The sequence below is a fragment of the Streptomyces sp. NPDC127177 genome (assembly GCF_042672475.1).
Lineage (GTDB): Bacteria > Actinomycetota > Actinomycetes > Streptomycetales > Streptomycetaceae > Streptomyces.
Genome location: NZ_JBHXUW010000038.1, coordinates 44279 through 57929, shown reverse-complemented (window position 1 = coordinate 57929; position 13651 = coordinate 44279). Strand labels below are relative to the sequence as shown.

The 13651-nt window shown below is 71.1% G+C and carries 11 protein-coding genes; 1 reads left to right on the top strand and 10 read right to left on the bottom strand.

What is annotated here, in order from left to right:
• Positions 1-65: 65 nt before the first annotated feature.
• From ACFVJX_RS23230 to ACFVJX_RS23185, 10 genes are all read right to left on the bottom strand, one after another.
• Positions 66-1022, bottom strand: a complete 957-nt coding sequence (locus ACFVJX_RS23230; protein ID WP_384133803.1) for an AAA family ATPase — start codon at positions 1020-1022, stop codon at positions 66-68.
• A 139-nt stretch (positions 1023-1161) separates the two neighbouring features.
• Positions 1162-1602 carry a type II 3-dehydroquinate dehydratase gene (gene aroQ, locus ACFVJX_RS23225; protein WP_384133806.1) on the bottom strand — a complete coding sequence of 147 codons (441 nt, stop codon included), beginning with the start codon at positions 1600-1602 and terminating at the stop codon, positions 1162-1164.
• Positions 1599-3233 carry a 3-dehydroquinate synthase gene (gene aroB, locus ACFVJX_RS23220; protein ID WP_384133809.1) on the bottom strand — a complete coding sequence of 545 codons (1635 nt, stop codon included), beginning with the start codon at positions 3231-3233 and terminating at the stop codon, positions 1599-1601. Before aroB ends, aroQ begins: the two co-directional genes overlap by 4 nt.
• Positions 3230-4414 carry a chorismate synthase gene (aroC, locus tag ACFVJX_RS23215; RefSeq protein WP_384133812.1) on the bottom strand — a complete coding sequence of 395 codons (1185 nt, stop codon included), beginning with the start codon at positions 4412-4414 and terminating at the stop codon, positions 3230-3232. Before aroC ends, aroB begins: the two co-directional genes overlap by 4 nt.
• 145 nt (positions 4415-4559) lie before the next feature.
• Positions 4560-5396 (bottom strand): shikimate dehydrogenase, encoded by an 837-nt coding sequence (locus ACFVJX_RS23210; protein WP_384133815.1) that lies wholly within the window; start codon positions 5394-5396, stop codon positions 4560-4562.
• Positions 5383-7143 carry an endolytic transglycosylase MltG gene (mltG, locus tag ACFVJX_RS23205; RefSeq protein ID WP_384133817.1) on the bottom strand — a complete coding sequence of 587 codons (1761 nt, stop codon included), beginning with the start codon at positions 7141-7143 and terminating at the stop codon, positions 5383-5385. Before mltG ends, ACFVJX_RS23210 begins: the two co-directional genes overlap by 14 nt.
• A 95-nt stretch (positions 7144-7238) precedes the next feature.
• Complete coding sequence (gene ruvX / locus ACFVJX_RS23200) at positions 7239-7712, bottom strand: Holliday junction resolvase RuvX (protein WP_384133844.1); 474 nt, start codon at positions 7710-7712, stop codon at positions 7239-7241.
• 8 nt (positions 7713-7720) lie between these two features.
• On the bottom strand, positions 7721-10390 hold the full coding sequence (gene alaS, locus ACFVJX_RS23195; protein WP_384133821.1) for an alanine--tRNA ligase: 2670 nt from the start codon (positions 10388-10390) through the stop codon (positions 7721-7723).
• Positions 10390-10743, bottom strand: a complete 354-nt coding sequence (locus ACFVJX_RS23190) for a DUF6167 family protein (RefSeq protein WP_384133824.1) — start codon at positions 10741-10743, stop codon at positions 10390-10392. The genes alaS and ACFVJX_RS23190 overlap by 1 nt, the downstream gene beginning before the upstream one ends.
• A gap of 7 nt (positions 10744-10750) precedes the next feature.
• Complete coding sequence (locus ACFVJX_RS23185) at positions 10751-11191, bottom strand: DUF948 domain-containing protein (protein ID WP_073737538.1); 441 nt, start codon at positions 11189-11191, stop codon at positions 10751-10753.
• Positions 11192-11407: 216 nt separating this feature from the next.
• Here ACFVJX_RS23185 and ACFVJX_RS23180 point away from each other — a divergent pair, with 216 nt between their 5' ends.
• The gene (locus ACFVJX_RS23180; protein ID WP_384133827.1) at positions 11408-13648 is read left to right on the top strand and encodes an ATP-binding protein; all 2241 of its coding nucleotides are present in this window, start codon (positions 11408-11410) and stop codon (positions 13646-13648) included.
• Positions 13649-13651: the final 3 nt, after the last annotated feature.

Here is a 13651-nt window from a genome sequence, read left to right as displayed (position 1 = left end):
CGGTCAGCGCACCCGACCGGGGGGCGGTCCCGCAGTAGGTCCGGGCGCGGCCGTGCGGCGGCGGGTCACCAGGAGGGTGGGCTGGCTATGGAGCGGGCGAGTATGTCGTCCAGGACGCGGGCGGTGGTCTCCACGTCGTAGGTGGAGTTGTCGATGATCGGCAGCCCGGAGCCGTACCAGCCGGCCATCCTGCCGTGGATCCGGGCGACCTCCTCGTCCGAGAGGCGGCGGTTGCCGCTGCGGGCGGCGTTGCGCTCCAGGACGACCTCCAGGCCCGGCAGCAGGACGACGGGCAGCAGGCCGGGGCCGACATGGCGCTTCCAGCCGCCGAGGCCGACCACGGGGCGGTCCGGGAAGACCGCGTCGTCGAGGATGCAGGAGATGCCGTTGGCGAGGAAATTGCGGGCGGCGAAGCCGCAGGTGCGGCGGGCCAGCCGGTACTGGGCCTCGGACTGGTCGTTCCACCCCGTCTGCGGGTCCGCGAAGCCGGAGCAGACCCACTCGCGGACGTCGTCGAGGCTGACGTGGGCGGTGGGGACCCGGCGGCGGCTGGCCCAGAGCTTGGCGACGGTGGTCTTCCCGGCGCCCGCCGGGCCGATCAGGAGCACCGCGAGGGTCGCGGTGCCGGTCCCGGGCTCGGCGGGGGGCGCGGGCAGCGGTACGGGACCGCCGGGCGGCAGCTGGATGTGTCCGGTGGTCTCCCTGGAGACCGGCGCCGGGGCCTGGTGCGGTGCCGGGCCGCTCCAGCCCTGGCCCTGCCCCGGCTGGGCGGGCGCGGCCGCGGGAGGCGGCACGGGGCGTCCGGCGGGGGGCGGCGGGGCGGGAGGGCCCGAAGGGGGCGGGGCGGGAGGACCGGCCGGGGGCGGGGCCGGGTGACCGGCCGCGGGCGGGACCGGCGGACCGGCCGCGGGCGGGACCGGCGGACCGGGGTGGCCGGGGTGCTGGGCCTGGTGCGACCAGCCGACAGGTCCGTTTCCGTGTCCCTGGGGCGGCGGCAGCGGTGCCCCCACTGCGTGCTGCATCCGGTGGCACTCCGTCTCGTACAGGCAACTGGCGCTGGTGGAACGGCAACCGTACCTTCCCCGGCCGCCACACAGGCAACGGCCGGAGAGGGGCCACAGTGCCCCGTCGGCCAGTCGGCTTTCCCGGGGCGGGGATACGTCAGTCGGTCAGCTCGTCCGCGAGGGCGCGCAGGGCGAGCCGGTAGGAGCCGATGCCGAATCCGGCGACGGTCCCGGTGGCGACCGGCGCGACCACGGAGTTGTGGCGGAATTCCTCCCGCGCGTACGGGTTCGAGATGTGCACCTCGATCAGCGGGGCGGTGCGCTGGGCGGCCGCGTCCCGCATTCCGTACGAATAGTGCGTGAAGGCGCCCGGGTTGAGAACGACCGGAATTGAACCGTCCGCGGCCTCGTGGAGCCAGCGGATCAGCTCCCCCTCGTCGTTGGTCTCCCGGACGTCGACGTCGAAGCCGAGCTCCTTGCCGAGGGTGCGGCAGGCGTCGACGAGACCGGCGTACGAGGTGGCTCCGTAGACGTCGGGCTCGCGGGAGCCCAGCCGGCCGAGGTTGGGACCGTTGAGCACGAGGACCCTGCGGGTCACGCCGACACCTCCCCATAGGCGGCGAGCAGTACGGCGGGGTCGGGACCCTCCAGGACGGTCGGCTTGCCGAGGCCGTCCAGGACGATGAAGCGCAGCAGGTCACCGCGGGACTTCTTGTCGACCTTCATGTTCTCCAGCAGCTTGGGCCACTGGTCGCCGCGGTAGGTGAGCGGCAGTCCGACCGACTCCAGGACGGCACGGTGCCGGTCGGCGGTCGCGTCGTCCAGGCGCCCGGCCAGACGGCCCAGTTCGGCGGCGAAGACCATGCCGACGGAGACGGCGGCGCCGTGGCGCCACTTGTAGCGCTCGTTCTTCTCGATCGCGTGGGCCAGGGTGTGGCCGTAGTTGAGGATCTCGCGCAGACCGGACTCCTTGAGGTCGCTGGAGACGACCTCGGCCTTGACCCGGATGGCGCGTTCGATCAGCTCGGAGGTGTGCGGTCCGGCCGGCGTGCGCGCACCCTCGGGGTCCGCCTCGACGAGGTCGAGGATCGCCGGGTCGGCGATGAAGCCGGCCTTGATGATCTCGGCCATGCCGCTGACGTAGTCGTTGACCGGCAGCGAGTCCAGGGCCGCGAGGTCGCAGAGCACCCCGGCCGGCGGGTGGAAGGCGCCGACGAGGTTCTTGCCCTCGGCGGTGTTGATGCCGGTCTTGCCGCCGACGGCCGCGTCCACCATGGCGAGCACGGTGGTGGGTACGGCGATCCAGCGCACCCCGCGCAGCCAGGTCGCCGCGACGAATCCGGCCACGTCCGTGGTCGCGCCGCCGCCCACACCGACGATGACGTCGCTGCGGGTGAAGCCGGTCTGCCCGAGCGCCTTCCAGCAGTAGGCCGCGACCTCGACGGTCTTGGCCTCCTCGGCGTTCGGGAGCTGGATGGCGATGGCCTCGTAGCCCTGGCCCGCGAGGTCCTGGCGGACGGCCTCACCGGTCTCGGCGAGCGCCTCGGGGTGCAGGACCGCGACGCGCTTGACGCGGTCGCCGATGAACGTGGGCAGCTCGCCGAGCAGCTGCCGGCCGACCACCACCTCGTACGGGTCGGTGCCCGCGCTGCCGGCGATCTGGATACGGGTGGGCGGCTGTTCGGTCATCGTTGCGTTCTCCCGGCCGGACGACGGCGCGTCCGGCAGTTCCAGTGAGTCGAGGACCGCCTGGGCGACCTCTTCCGGTGTGCGCTCGTCGGTCGCGACGACGACGCGGGCCACGTCCGTGTAGAGGTGGCGGCGGGCCTCCATGAGTTCGCGCCACTGCCGGCGCGGATTCACGGCGAGCAGGGGGCGGGCGGTGTTCAGCCCGACCCGCTTGACCGCTTCGTCGACGTCCATCGAGAGGTAGACGACGGCATGTCCGGCCAGCAGGGACCGCGTGGCGTCGTCGAGGACGGCGCCGCCGCCGAGCGAGAGCACACCCGTGTGCCCGGCGACCGCGGCCCGGACGGCCTCGCTCTCCAGCTCGCGGAAGCGCTCCTCGCCCTCGTCGTAGAAGATCTCGGCGATCGGCTTCCCGGCCGTGGCGACGACGTCGGCGTCGGTGTCCCGGTAGGTGGTGCCGAGCCGTTCGGCGAGCAGTTCGCCCACGGTGGACTTTCCGACGCCCATCGGGCCGACGAGGACGATCAGCGGGGCGCTCATCGGATCTGCAGGTGGTCGAGGTACGACTGCACGTTGCGGTGCGTCTCGGGGACGCTGTCGCCGCCGAACTTCTCCGCGACCGCGTCGGCGAGCACCAGCGCGACCATCGCCTCGGCGACGATTCCGGCGGCCGGCACGGCACAGACATCGGAGCGCTGGTGATGGGCCTTGGCGGCCTCGCCGGTCACCACGTCGACGGTGGCCAGGGCGCGCGGCACGGTCGCGATGGGCTTCATCGCGGCCCGCACGCGCAGCAGCTCACCGGTGGTGAGCCCGCCCTCGGTGCCGCCGGAGCGGCCGGAGGCCCGCTTGATGCCGTCCTCGGTCACCAGGATCTCGTCGTGCGCCTGCGACCCCGGCACCCGGGCGAGGTCGAAGCCGTCACCGACCTCCACCCCCTTGATGGCCTGGATACCCATGAGAGCGGCGGCGAGCCGGGCGTCGAGCCTGCGGTCCCAGTGGACGTGCGAGCCGAGGCCGACCGGCACCCCGTACGCCAGCACCTCGACCACACCGCCGAGGGTGTCGCCGTCCTTGTGAGCCTGGTCGATCTCCGCGACCATCTGCTTGCTCGCGTCCTCGTCGAGGCAGCGCACCGGGTCGGCGTCGAGCCTGTCGACGTCGGCGGGAACCGGGTAGACCCCGTACGGCGCCTTGGCGGCGGCCAGCTCGACGACGTGGCTGACGATCTCGATGCCGGCCGTCTCCTTGAGGTACGACCTGGCGACGGCCCCGAGAGCGACGCGCGCCGCGGTCTCCCGGGCGCTCGCGCGCTCCAGGACCGGCCGGGCCTCGTCGAAGCCGTACTTCTGCATTCCGGCGAGGTCGGCGTGGCCGGGCCGGGGGCGGGTCAGCGGGGCGTTGCGGGCCTGCGCGGCCAGTACGTCGGGGTCGACCGGGTCGGCCGACATGACCTGCTCCCACTTGGGCCACTCGGTGTTGCCCACCATCACGGCGACCGGCGAACCCATGGTCAGGCCGTGCCGGACCCCGCCAAGGAAGGTGACCTCGTCCTGCTCGAACTTCATCCGGGCGCCGCGGCCGTATCCGAGCCGTCGCCGGGCGAGCGCGTCCGCCACCATCTCCGTGGTGACCGGGACACCGGCGGGAAGACCCTCCAGCGTCGCCACCAGTGCGGGGCCGTGCGACTCCCCCGCGGTCAGCCAGCGCAACCTGCTCAACGGTGCTCCTCATGCTCGCGCCTGAAATCCAACGGCGCGACCGGGTGCGCGGCCCTGGCCCGCCGCCCCCGATCCTCCCACGGCCCGGGACGCCTGCCCGCCGCCGGTCCAGCTGGCGGACGGATCAGCCTGCCCGGCGGCGCGGTCAGCGGGCGGCCAGGGCCCGCTCGCCGGCCTGCCGCATGGCGGCCAGTGGCGCGGGCGCCCGGCCCGTCATCTGCTCGACCTGGAGGACGGCCTGGTGCACCAGGAGGTCGAGACCTCCGACGACTGAGCCGCCATGGTCCGCCCAGGAGGCCGCGAGTCCGGTGGGCCAGGGCTCGTACAGCACGTCGAAGAGCGTGCCGGGAGCCGCCGGTACCGAATCCGTCAGCGCGTCCGTGGCGCCGGCCGGAGTGGTCGCGATGACCAGCGGGGCCCGTAGTGCCTGCTCGGCCTCCGCCCAGTCGGCGATCCGGACGTCGACGCCGAGGCGTTCGCCCCAGCCGCGCATCTCGTCACCGCGTGCCCGGCTGCGTACGTAGGCCGTGACCGGCCCCGTGCAGATCTCGGAGAGCGCGGCGAGCGCCGAGGAGGCCGTGGCCCCGGCACCGAGCACGGCGGCGGACTCGGCCTTCTCCACACCGCGCTCACGCAGCGCGGCGATCATGCCCGGGATGTCGGTGTTGTCACCGGTACGCCGGCCGTCCTCGGTGAGGACGACCGTGTTCACGGCCTCCACCGAGGCCGCGGTCTCGGTGACGGAGTCCAGCAGCGGGATGATCGCCCGCTTGAGCGGCATGGTCAGCGACAGCCCCGCCCATGCCCCGTCCAGCCCCTCGACGAAGCCGGCCAGGGCCTGCTCGTCGATCTCGAACCGGTCGTAGGACCAGTCGTCGAGACCGAGCTCCGCGTACGCGGCCCGGTGCAGGACCGGAGAGAGCGAGTGGGCGATGGGCGAGCCGAGGACGGCTGCCCGCTTCCGCCCATCAGTCGATGGCATCGAATTTGTCCTTGAGCTTCAGGAACTCGTCGTACGTCTTGGCGAACTCGGTCTTGTGCTGCCCATCGGTGGCCACGAAGTAGATCCAGCCGTCCTTGGTCGGATTCAAGGCGGCGGCGAGCGCCTCGTTTCCAGGGTTCCCGATGGGGCCGGGAGTCAGGCCACGCTGGGTGTACGTGTTGTACGGATCCTTGTTCTTCCGGATTTCCGCCAGACCGATATTGATCTTGCTCTGGTTATTGAGGTAATTGAACGAGGAGTCGAACTGCAGATACTGGTTCGTCTCCGTGTTGGTCGGCTTGAGACGGTTGTAAATGACCTCCGCCATCTTCCGGAAGTCATCGTGCGTCTTGCCCTCGGCCTGGACGAGACTGGCCGCCGTGATCACCTGCCAGGGGCCGTCCAGGTTGTGCTTCTTGGCCGCACCCACGAGGTCGACCTTCTCGTATTCCTCGTTGGCCCGCGAGACCATCTTCTCCAGGATCGCCTCCGGCTTGGTCTCCTTGGTGACCGAATACGCGGCCGGGTAAAGGAAACCTTCCAGCGGGTCCTTGATGTCCTTGTTCTTGCTCGCCCAGTCGGGCAGGCCGAGATCGGACGCCTTGGACTTCGCGATGCCCTTGGTCGTGCCCTTCTTGAGGTTCAGCTTCGCGTCGATCTTCTCGTAGACGGCGGCGTTGCGGGAGCCCTCGGGAATCACCAGGAGATTCTGGCTCTTCGGGTCGACCATCATCTTCACGGCCTCGGACGCCGACATCTCCGAGTGGAGGAGATAGACGCCGGCCTGGATCGACTTCCCCTTGGGGTTCTCGTTCTGCGCGGAGACGAACGCGTCGACGCTCTTGACCACACCCTGCTTCTTCAGGATGTTGCCGATGTCGTACCCGTACGCGCCCTTGGGGATCTCCACCTCGACCGAGCCGGAACCGCTGCCCGAGTAGTCGGGGGCCGAGCCGAACTTGTCCTTGTAGAAGGAGTAGCCGACGTAGCCAACTCCGCCGAGACCGCCGACCAGGACGAGGGAGACGACCAGACAGGCGCAGCCGCCGCGGCCCTTCTTCTTCTTGCCCTTGCCGCGGCGCTCTCCGCCGCCGCGGCGGGTCTCGCCCGGGTCGTCGTCCGACTCCTCGTCGTCGGGGCCGTCGGCACCGGTGAAGAAGGGGTGGGTCTCCTCCGGCTGGACCTCCGGGTCCCAGTCCGGGTTCTGCACCGGGGCAGGCTCGGCCGGCGGGGCCTCGCGACGGCCCGGCGGCCGGGGCGGCGGGTAGGCCTCGGGCGTGCCGTAGTAGTCGTTGTTCCCGGCGTAACCGCCGGGCTGCCCGTACGGATCGGCGGCCTGGTCCTCGTAAGGCATCGCGGCGGGCTGCCCGCCGGTGTCCCAGCCGCCGTTGTACGGGGGCTGCTGGGCGTACGGGTCCTGCTGGGCGCCGTATCCGGGCTGCTGCTGGTACTGCTGCTGCTGCGCGTACGGATCCTGCGGCTGCTGCTGGGCATACGGGTCCTGCGACTGCTGCTGCGCGTAGGGGTCATGCTGCGACTGCTGGGTGTACGGGTCCTGCTGCTGGTGCTGCCCATAAGGGTCCTGCGGCTGCTGCTGGGCGTACGGGTCCTGCGGGTAGGGCTGCTGCTGGCCGCCGTACTGGCTCTGGCCGTGGGCAGGCTGTTGGCCTCCCCATCCCTGGTCCCCGTACAAGGGGTCCTCGGGATGCCACGGTTCGGAGCCGGGGCCCCGGCCATACTCAGTCATCGATCCCCTTGAGCCGCGAGACGATGTTCCGTCTCTTTGCTGTGCGGTGTTTGTTCGAACACCGCCGCATCGCGCGGAACGTTACCGTATCGCGATCAGACCACCACTTCGACGCCCTCGCCGGGAGGATTGCCCGAAGCGCGCTCGGACTCCAGAGCGTTCTGGAGGATCACCACAGCGGCAGCCTGATCGATGACGGATCGGCCCTTTTTGGACTTCACGCCCGAGGCGCGCAGCCCCTGAGTGGCCGTCACTGTGGTCATCCTCTCGTCCACCAATCGCACCGGAATGGGTGCAACCGCACGGGCGAGCACATCGGCGAAAGCACGGACCTTGACCGCGGCCGGTCCCTCTCCGCCGCCGAGGGACCTGGGCAGACCGACGATGACCTCCATCGGCTCGTACTCCGCGACGATCTGCCCCAGCCGCCGGTGGGCGGCCGGGACATCACGTCCCGGCACGGTCTCCACCGGCGTGGCGAGGATCCCGTCGGGGTCGCAGGAGGCGACCCCGATCCGGGCGTCCCCGACGTCGATCGCCAGTCGGCGACCGCGGCGCATCCGCGTCATGTCCGGCGTCACGCCGTCTCGGTGACGAGGCGTTCGACAGCGGCGACTGCGTCACCGATGGCGTCCGGGTTCTGGCCGCCGCCCTGGGCGACGTCCGGCTTGCCGCCGCCACCGCCGCCGAGGGTCTTGGCGGCGGTGCGGACCAGGTCGCCCGCCTTGAGGCCGCGCTCACGGGCGGCCTCGTTGGTGGCGATGACGGTCAGCGGACGGCCGTTGGCCGTGGTGAACAGGGCCACGACGGCGGGCCGGCCGCCCTGGATGCGCCCGCGCACGTCGAGGACCAGCCTGCGCAGGTCGTCGGCCGAGGTGCCGTCCGGCACCTGCCCGGTGACCAGGGCCACGCCCCGTACGTCCTTGGCGGAGTCGACCAGTCCGGCGGCGGCCTGAAGGACCTTCTCCGCGCGGAACTTCTCGATCTCCTTCTCGGCGTCCTTCAACTTGCCGAGCATCCCGGCGATCTTCTCCGGGAGCTCCTCGGGACGGCCCTTGACCAGTTCCTGGAGCTGGGCGACGACCGTGTGCTCCTTGGCGAGGAAGCTGTACGCGTCGACACCGACGAGGGCCTCGATACGGCGAACTCCGGAGCCGATGGACGATTCGCCGAGCAGCTTCACCAGGCCGAGCTGGGCGGTGTTGTGGACGTGCGTGCCACCGCACAGTTCCTTGGAGAAGTCGCCGATGGTGACGACCCGGACCCGCTCGCCGTACTTCTCGCCGAACTCGGCGATGGCGCCCTGCTTCTTGGCGTCGTCGATGGACATGACCTCGGCCTGGACGTCCAGCTCGCGGGCCAGCACCTCGTTGATCTTCTGCTCGACGTCGGTGAGGACCGTGCCGGGAACGGCGGCGGGCGAGCCGAAGTCGAAGCGGAAGCGGCCCGGGGAGTTCTCCGAACCGGCCTGCGCGGCCGTCGGGCCCAGGGCGTCACGCAGCGCCTGGTGCGTGAGGTGGGTGGCGCTGTGGGCGCGGGCGATGGCGCGGCGGCGGGTGTTGTCGATGGCGGCGAAGGCACTGGCGCCGACCGTCACCTCGCCGACCTGGACCTGGCCCTTGTGCACGGAGACGCCCGGGACGGGCTGCTGGACGTCGCGCACCTGGATGACGGCACCGGTGTCCAGCCGGATCCGGCCCTGGTCGGCGAGCTGGCCGCCGCCCTCGGCGTAGAAGGGGGTGCGGTCCAGGACGACCTCCACCTCATCGCCCTCGGACGCGGCGGGCGAGGGGACACCGTCGACGAGGAGACCGACGATCGTCGACTCGCCCTCGGTGGTGGTGTAGCCGGTGAACTCGGTGATGCCGGAGTTGTCGGCGACCTCGCGGTAGGCGGACAGGTCGGCATGACCGGTCTTCTTGGCCTTGGCGTCGGCCTTGGCCTTGTCCCGCTGCTCCTGCATCAGGCGGCGGAACCCGTCCTCGTCCACGGACAGGCCCTGCTCGGAGGCCATCTCCAGGGTGAGGTCGATCGGGAAGCCCCAGGTGTCGTGGAGCAGGAAGGCCTTGTCACCGGCGATGACCCGGCCGCCGGCGGCCTTGGTCTCGGTGACGGCGGTCTCGAGGATGTTCGTGCCGCCCTTGAGGGCCTTGAGGAAGGCGGCCTCCTCGGCGAGGGCGACGGTCTCGATGCGCTTGCGGTCGGTGATCAGCTCGGGGTACTGGAGCCCCATCGTCTCGATCACGACGCCGACCAGCTCGTTGACGACGGAACCGGTGGAGCCCATCAGCCGCATCATGCGGATGGCCCGGCGCATGATGCGGCGCAGGACGTAGCCGCGGCCCTCGTTGCCGGGGGTGACGCCGTCACCGATGAGCATGACGGAGGTGCGGATGTGGTCCCCGACCACGCGCAGCGAGACGTCCGTGCTCTCGGCCGCGCCGTAGCGCACACCGGTGAGCTCGGTGGCCTTGTCCATGACGACGCGCAGGGTGTCGGTCTCGTACATGTTCGGCACGCCCTGCAGGATCATCGCGAGGCGTTCGAGGCCGAGACCGGTGTCGATGTTCTTGGAGGGCAGGTCCCCGAGGATCGGGAAGTCCTCCTTGCCGTCGCCGGCGCCGCGCTCGTACTGCATGAAGACCAGGTTCCAGATCTCCACGTACCGCTCGTCGTTGACGGCGGGGCCGCCCTCGACACCGAACTCGGGGCCGCGGTCGTAGTTGATCTCGGAACAGGGGCCGCAGGGACCTGGGACGCCCATGGACCAGAAGTTGTCCTTCTTGCCCAGGCGCTGGATGCGTTCGGCGGGGACGCCGATCCGGTCGCGCCAGATCTGCTCGGCCTCGTCGTCGTCGAGGTAGACCGTGATCCACAGGCGCTCGGGGTCGAGGCCGAAGCAGCCGTCCGCCACGGAGCCGGTGAGCAGCTCCCAGGCGTAGTCGATGGCGCCTTCCTTGAAGTAGTCACCGAAGGAGAAGTTGCCGCACATCTGGAAGAACGTGCCGTGCCGGGTGGTCTTGCCGACCTCTTCGATGTCCGGCGTGCGGACGCACTTCTGCACACTGGTGACGCGCGGGGCGGGCGGCTTGACCTCACCGAGGAAGTACGGCTTGAACGGCACCATACCGGCGGGAACGAGCAGCAGAGTCGGGTCGTCCGCGATGAGCGACGCCGAAGGGACGACGGTGTGACCGCGCTCCTCGTAGAAGCTCAGCCAGCGGCGGCGAATTTCAGCCGACTCCATCAGTGGTCCTCATTCCGGTTGTACGAGTTGTAGGGAAGCTTGCGGTTTCGGGCGGACGCACCGCGCCGGTCGGAATCCGCCGCCTCGACGGCGAAGTGGGGCCGCACCGGGAGTTCGGGGTCGACCGGGGCTTCGAGGCCCAGTGCCTCACCGAGCTCGGCCTCGCGCCTGACCATGCCCTCGCGGACGTCGAGTGCGAAGTCCTTGAGCTTGTGACCGGCCACGACCGCCTTGTCGGCGGCCTGCGCCGCAAGGCTCTCGGGGGTCAGCTGCTTGATCTTGCGGTTGACCTTGGCGGTGGCCCAGACCCCGGCGGCTGCGCCGGCGGTGAACCAGAACGTACGGCGGAACATCGCTGCGTCAGTCCTTCGATCCGCGGGAGTTTCTGCCGTTGCGCTTCCTGCCACGCGCGGACGGCACGGTCCGGCCGACGATCACCGATCGCCGGGAGCGCGCTTCCGGTTCGGGAGCGGTCTTGCGGCCGATGGCCTGGCGGACCCCGTAACCGAACGCGGCGACCTTGACCAGCGGACCGCCGAAGGTCGAGGCGACGGTGGTGGAGAGCGCCGAGGCGTTGGAGGTGACCTCCTGGACGTCCGTCGCGATCGCGTCGACCTTGTCGAGCTGGGTCTGCGCGGAGCGTACGGTCGCGGAGGCGTCGGCGAGCAGCGGGACGGCCTGTTCGGTCACGTCCGCCACGAGTCTGGTGGTCGCCCTGAGCGTCTGGGCGAGCCTCACCAGCACCACCGCGAGGAACGAAACCAGGATCGCCCAGAAGACGGCCACCAGGATCCCGGCCACCTCACCACCGGACACAGTGCACCGCTCTCTCTGGCTTGTCGTCTGTCTCTGTCTTGGTTCTCTGCTCTTCGGCGGCGGCCCGCGTAGCGGCCGCTCACCGCCTCCGAGCCTATCGCGCCGGGGCTCGCGCCCTGTACCGCATTACCGTTGGGCCCGGCGGGAGTTCCCGGTACAAGATTGTACGGAGCGCTTTCGGGCCAGTACTCTGCGTGTTTCATGCGACGCTCTCAGCGCCCCTTCCCCTCCTCCGACGATCCGGGTCCGCCCTCCTCCCCCCGTGGCGGACTCGTACGCGGCCTGCCGGGCAATCTCCCGGCGGAGCTGAACAGATTCGTGGGTCGCGAGGACGAGTTGACGGAACTCGCCCGGCTGCTGGAGGAGTCCCGGCTCGTCACCGTCGTCGGGGTGGGCGGAGTCGGCAAGACCCGGCTGGCCACCAGGGCCGCGGCCCTCCTGGAGAAACGGTACTGCGACGGGGTCTGGCTGGTGCAGCTGTCCGCCGTGCACGATCCCGAGCTGCTGGAACACGCGCTCGTGGACGCGCTGGGACTGACCGATCACACCAACAGGCCGCCCCGCACCACACTCCTCGAACACTGCGCCGGACGTCGGCTGCTGCTGGTGATCGACGGCTTCGAACATCTCGTGGACGCCTGTGCGGAGTTGGTGAGCGACCTGCTGCGCCGCGCCCCGCGGCTGCGGGTGCTGGCGGCCGGCCGGCTGCCACTGGAGCTCGACGGGGAGGCCACCTACCCGCTCGCGACGATGACCGACGCGGACGCGCTGCGGCTCTTCGCCGAGCGGGCCGCCGCCGTGCGGCCGGAGTACCGGCTGACGGAACACACCCGGGGCTCGGCCCTGGAGCTCTGCCGCCGGCTGGACGGGATTCCGCTGGCGCTGGAGCTGGCGGCCGGGCGGCTGCGGGCCCTGTCCGCGGAGCAGGTGCTGGAGCGGCTGGACGACCGCTTCCGGCTGCTGACCGGCGGCAGTCGCAGCGCGCTTGCCCGCCATCAGACGCTCCGCACGGCCATCGGCTGGAGCCACGAACTGTGCGCCCCGGAGCAGCGGCTGCTCTGGGCACGGCTCTCGGTCTTCGCCGGGCAGTTCGATCTGGAGGCGGTCGAGTACATCTGCAGCGGTTCCGACCTCCCTGCCGACTCGGTCCTCGACGTGCTCTCCGGGCTGCTGGCGCAGTCCATCGTGGCGCGCGAGGACTCGGCGGCCGGTACCCGCTACCGGATGCTGGACACGGTGCGCGAGTACGGAGCCGAGTGGCTGGCGGCCACGGGCGAGACGGAACGCCTGCGCCGCCGCCACCGCGACTGGTTCCTGGGGCTGGCGACCTGGTGCGAGCTGGACTGGTTCAGCCCGCGGCAGGGCGAGGTCGCGGCCCGGGTGGAATGCGAGCTGCCCAATCTGCGGCGGGCCATGGAGTGTTCGCTGGAGAGCCCCGAGGAGGCGCACCTCGCGCAGTACCTGGCGGGCACGCTCTGGTTCCTGTGGGTCGGCTGCGGGCGGCTCTCGGAGGGGCGGCACTGGCTGGACCACGTACTGGAGGAGGAGACCCCGTACGACTCCTCGCGGCTCAAGGCGCTGTGGGTGCTCGGCTATGTCGCAGTGCTCCAGGGGGACCCGGTGGGCGCGATCTCGGCGCTGACCGAGTGCCGGGACGAGGCGGATCTGGCGGGTGACGCGGCGGCGTCGGCGTACGCCGTCCACCGCACCGGCTGTCTGGCACTGGTCACGGACGACACCGCACGCGCCCAGGAACTGCTGCACGAGGCGCTCGGCCGCTACCGGGAGCTCGGGGAGCTGAACAGCAATGTGCTGATGGCCCAGGTCGAGCTGGCCATGGCGGTCGGGTTCCGGGGCGAGCTGGACCGTGCGGTCACGATCTGCGAAGAGGTCCGGGACATCTGCGAGGACCACGGGGAGCGGTGGGCGCTCAGTTACGCGTTGTTCGTGCTGGCCTTCGCCGCGCTGGAGCGGGGCCGCCCCGCCCGGGCCCGGGAGCTTCTCGGGGAGTCCCTGACCATCAGCCACACCTTCCACGACTTGCTCGGGACCGTACTCTCGCTGGAACTGCTGGCGCTCGTCACGGTGGTCGAGGGCGACGCGGCCGAGGCGGCGCTGCTCCAGGGCGCGGCCGAACAGATCTGGCCATCGGTGGGACTGCCCCTGTTCGGCTCGGCGCACTACGGGGCGCCGAGGGCCCGGTGCGAGGAACTGGCCCGCCATGAGCTGGGCGAGGCGCTCTACGCCTCGCAGCGGCGCGCCGGCGGGAGGCTGGGCGCGGACGCGGTGGTGGCCAGGGCGCTGGCGAGCCGGCCGCGGCAGCGACAGGACGGCGCGGACACCGGTGCGCAGGAGGCACCCGGCCCGCAACCGCCGGCCGGGAAGACGCGAAAGCCCGCCGCCTCCCCGACTTCGGGAAGGGGCGGGCCTGAGCGCTGGTGAGGA

Bases quoted from the DNA above. Each gene is read 5' to 3' on its own strand.
- ACFVJX_RS23230 (WP_384133803.1), bottom strand. From the start codon at position 1,022: ATGCAGCACGCAGTGGGGGCACCGCTGCCGCCGCCCCAGGGACACGGA.
- aroB (WP_384133809.1), bottom strand. From the start codon at position 3,233: ATGAGCGCCCCGCTGATCGTCCTCGTCGGCCCGATGGGCGTCGGAAAG.
- ACFVJX_RS23210 (WP_384133815.1), bottom strand. From the start codon at position 5,396: ATGCCATCGACTGATGGGCGGAAGCGGGCAGCCGTCCTCGGCTCGCCC.
- mltG (WP_384133817.1), bottom strand. From the start codon at position 7,143: ATGACTGAGTATGGCCGGGGCCCCGGCTCCGAACCGTGGCATCCCGAG.
- ruvX (WP_384133844.1), bottom strand. From the start codon at position 7,712: ATGACGCGGATGCGCCGCGGTCGCCGACTGGCGATCGACGTCGGGGAC.
- alaS (WP_384133821.1), bottom strand. From the start codon at position 10,390: ATGGAGTCGGCTGAAATTCGCCGCCGCTGGCTGAGCTTCTACGAGGAG.
- ACFVJX_RS23190 (WP_384133824.1), bottom strand. From the start codon at position 10,743: ATGTTCCGCCGTACGTTCTGGTTCACCGCCGGCGCAGCCGCCGGGGTC.
- ACFVJX_RS23180 (WP_384133827.1), top strand. From the start codon at position 11,408: ATGCGACGCTCTCAGCGCCCCTTCCCCTCCTCCGACGATCCGGGTCCG.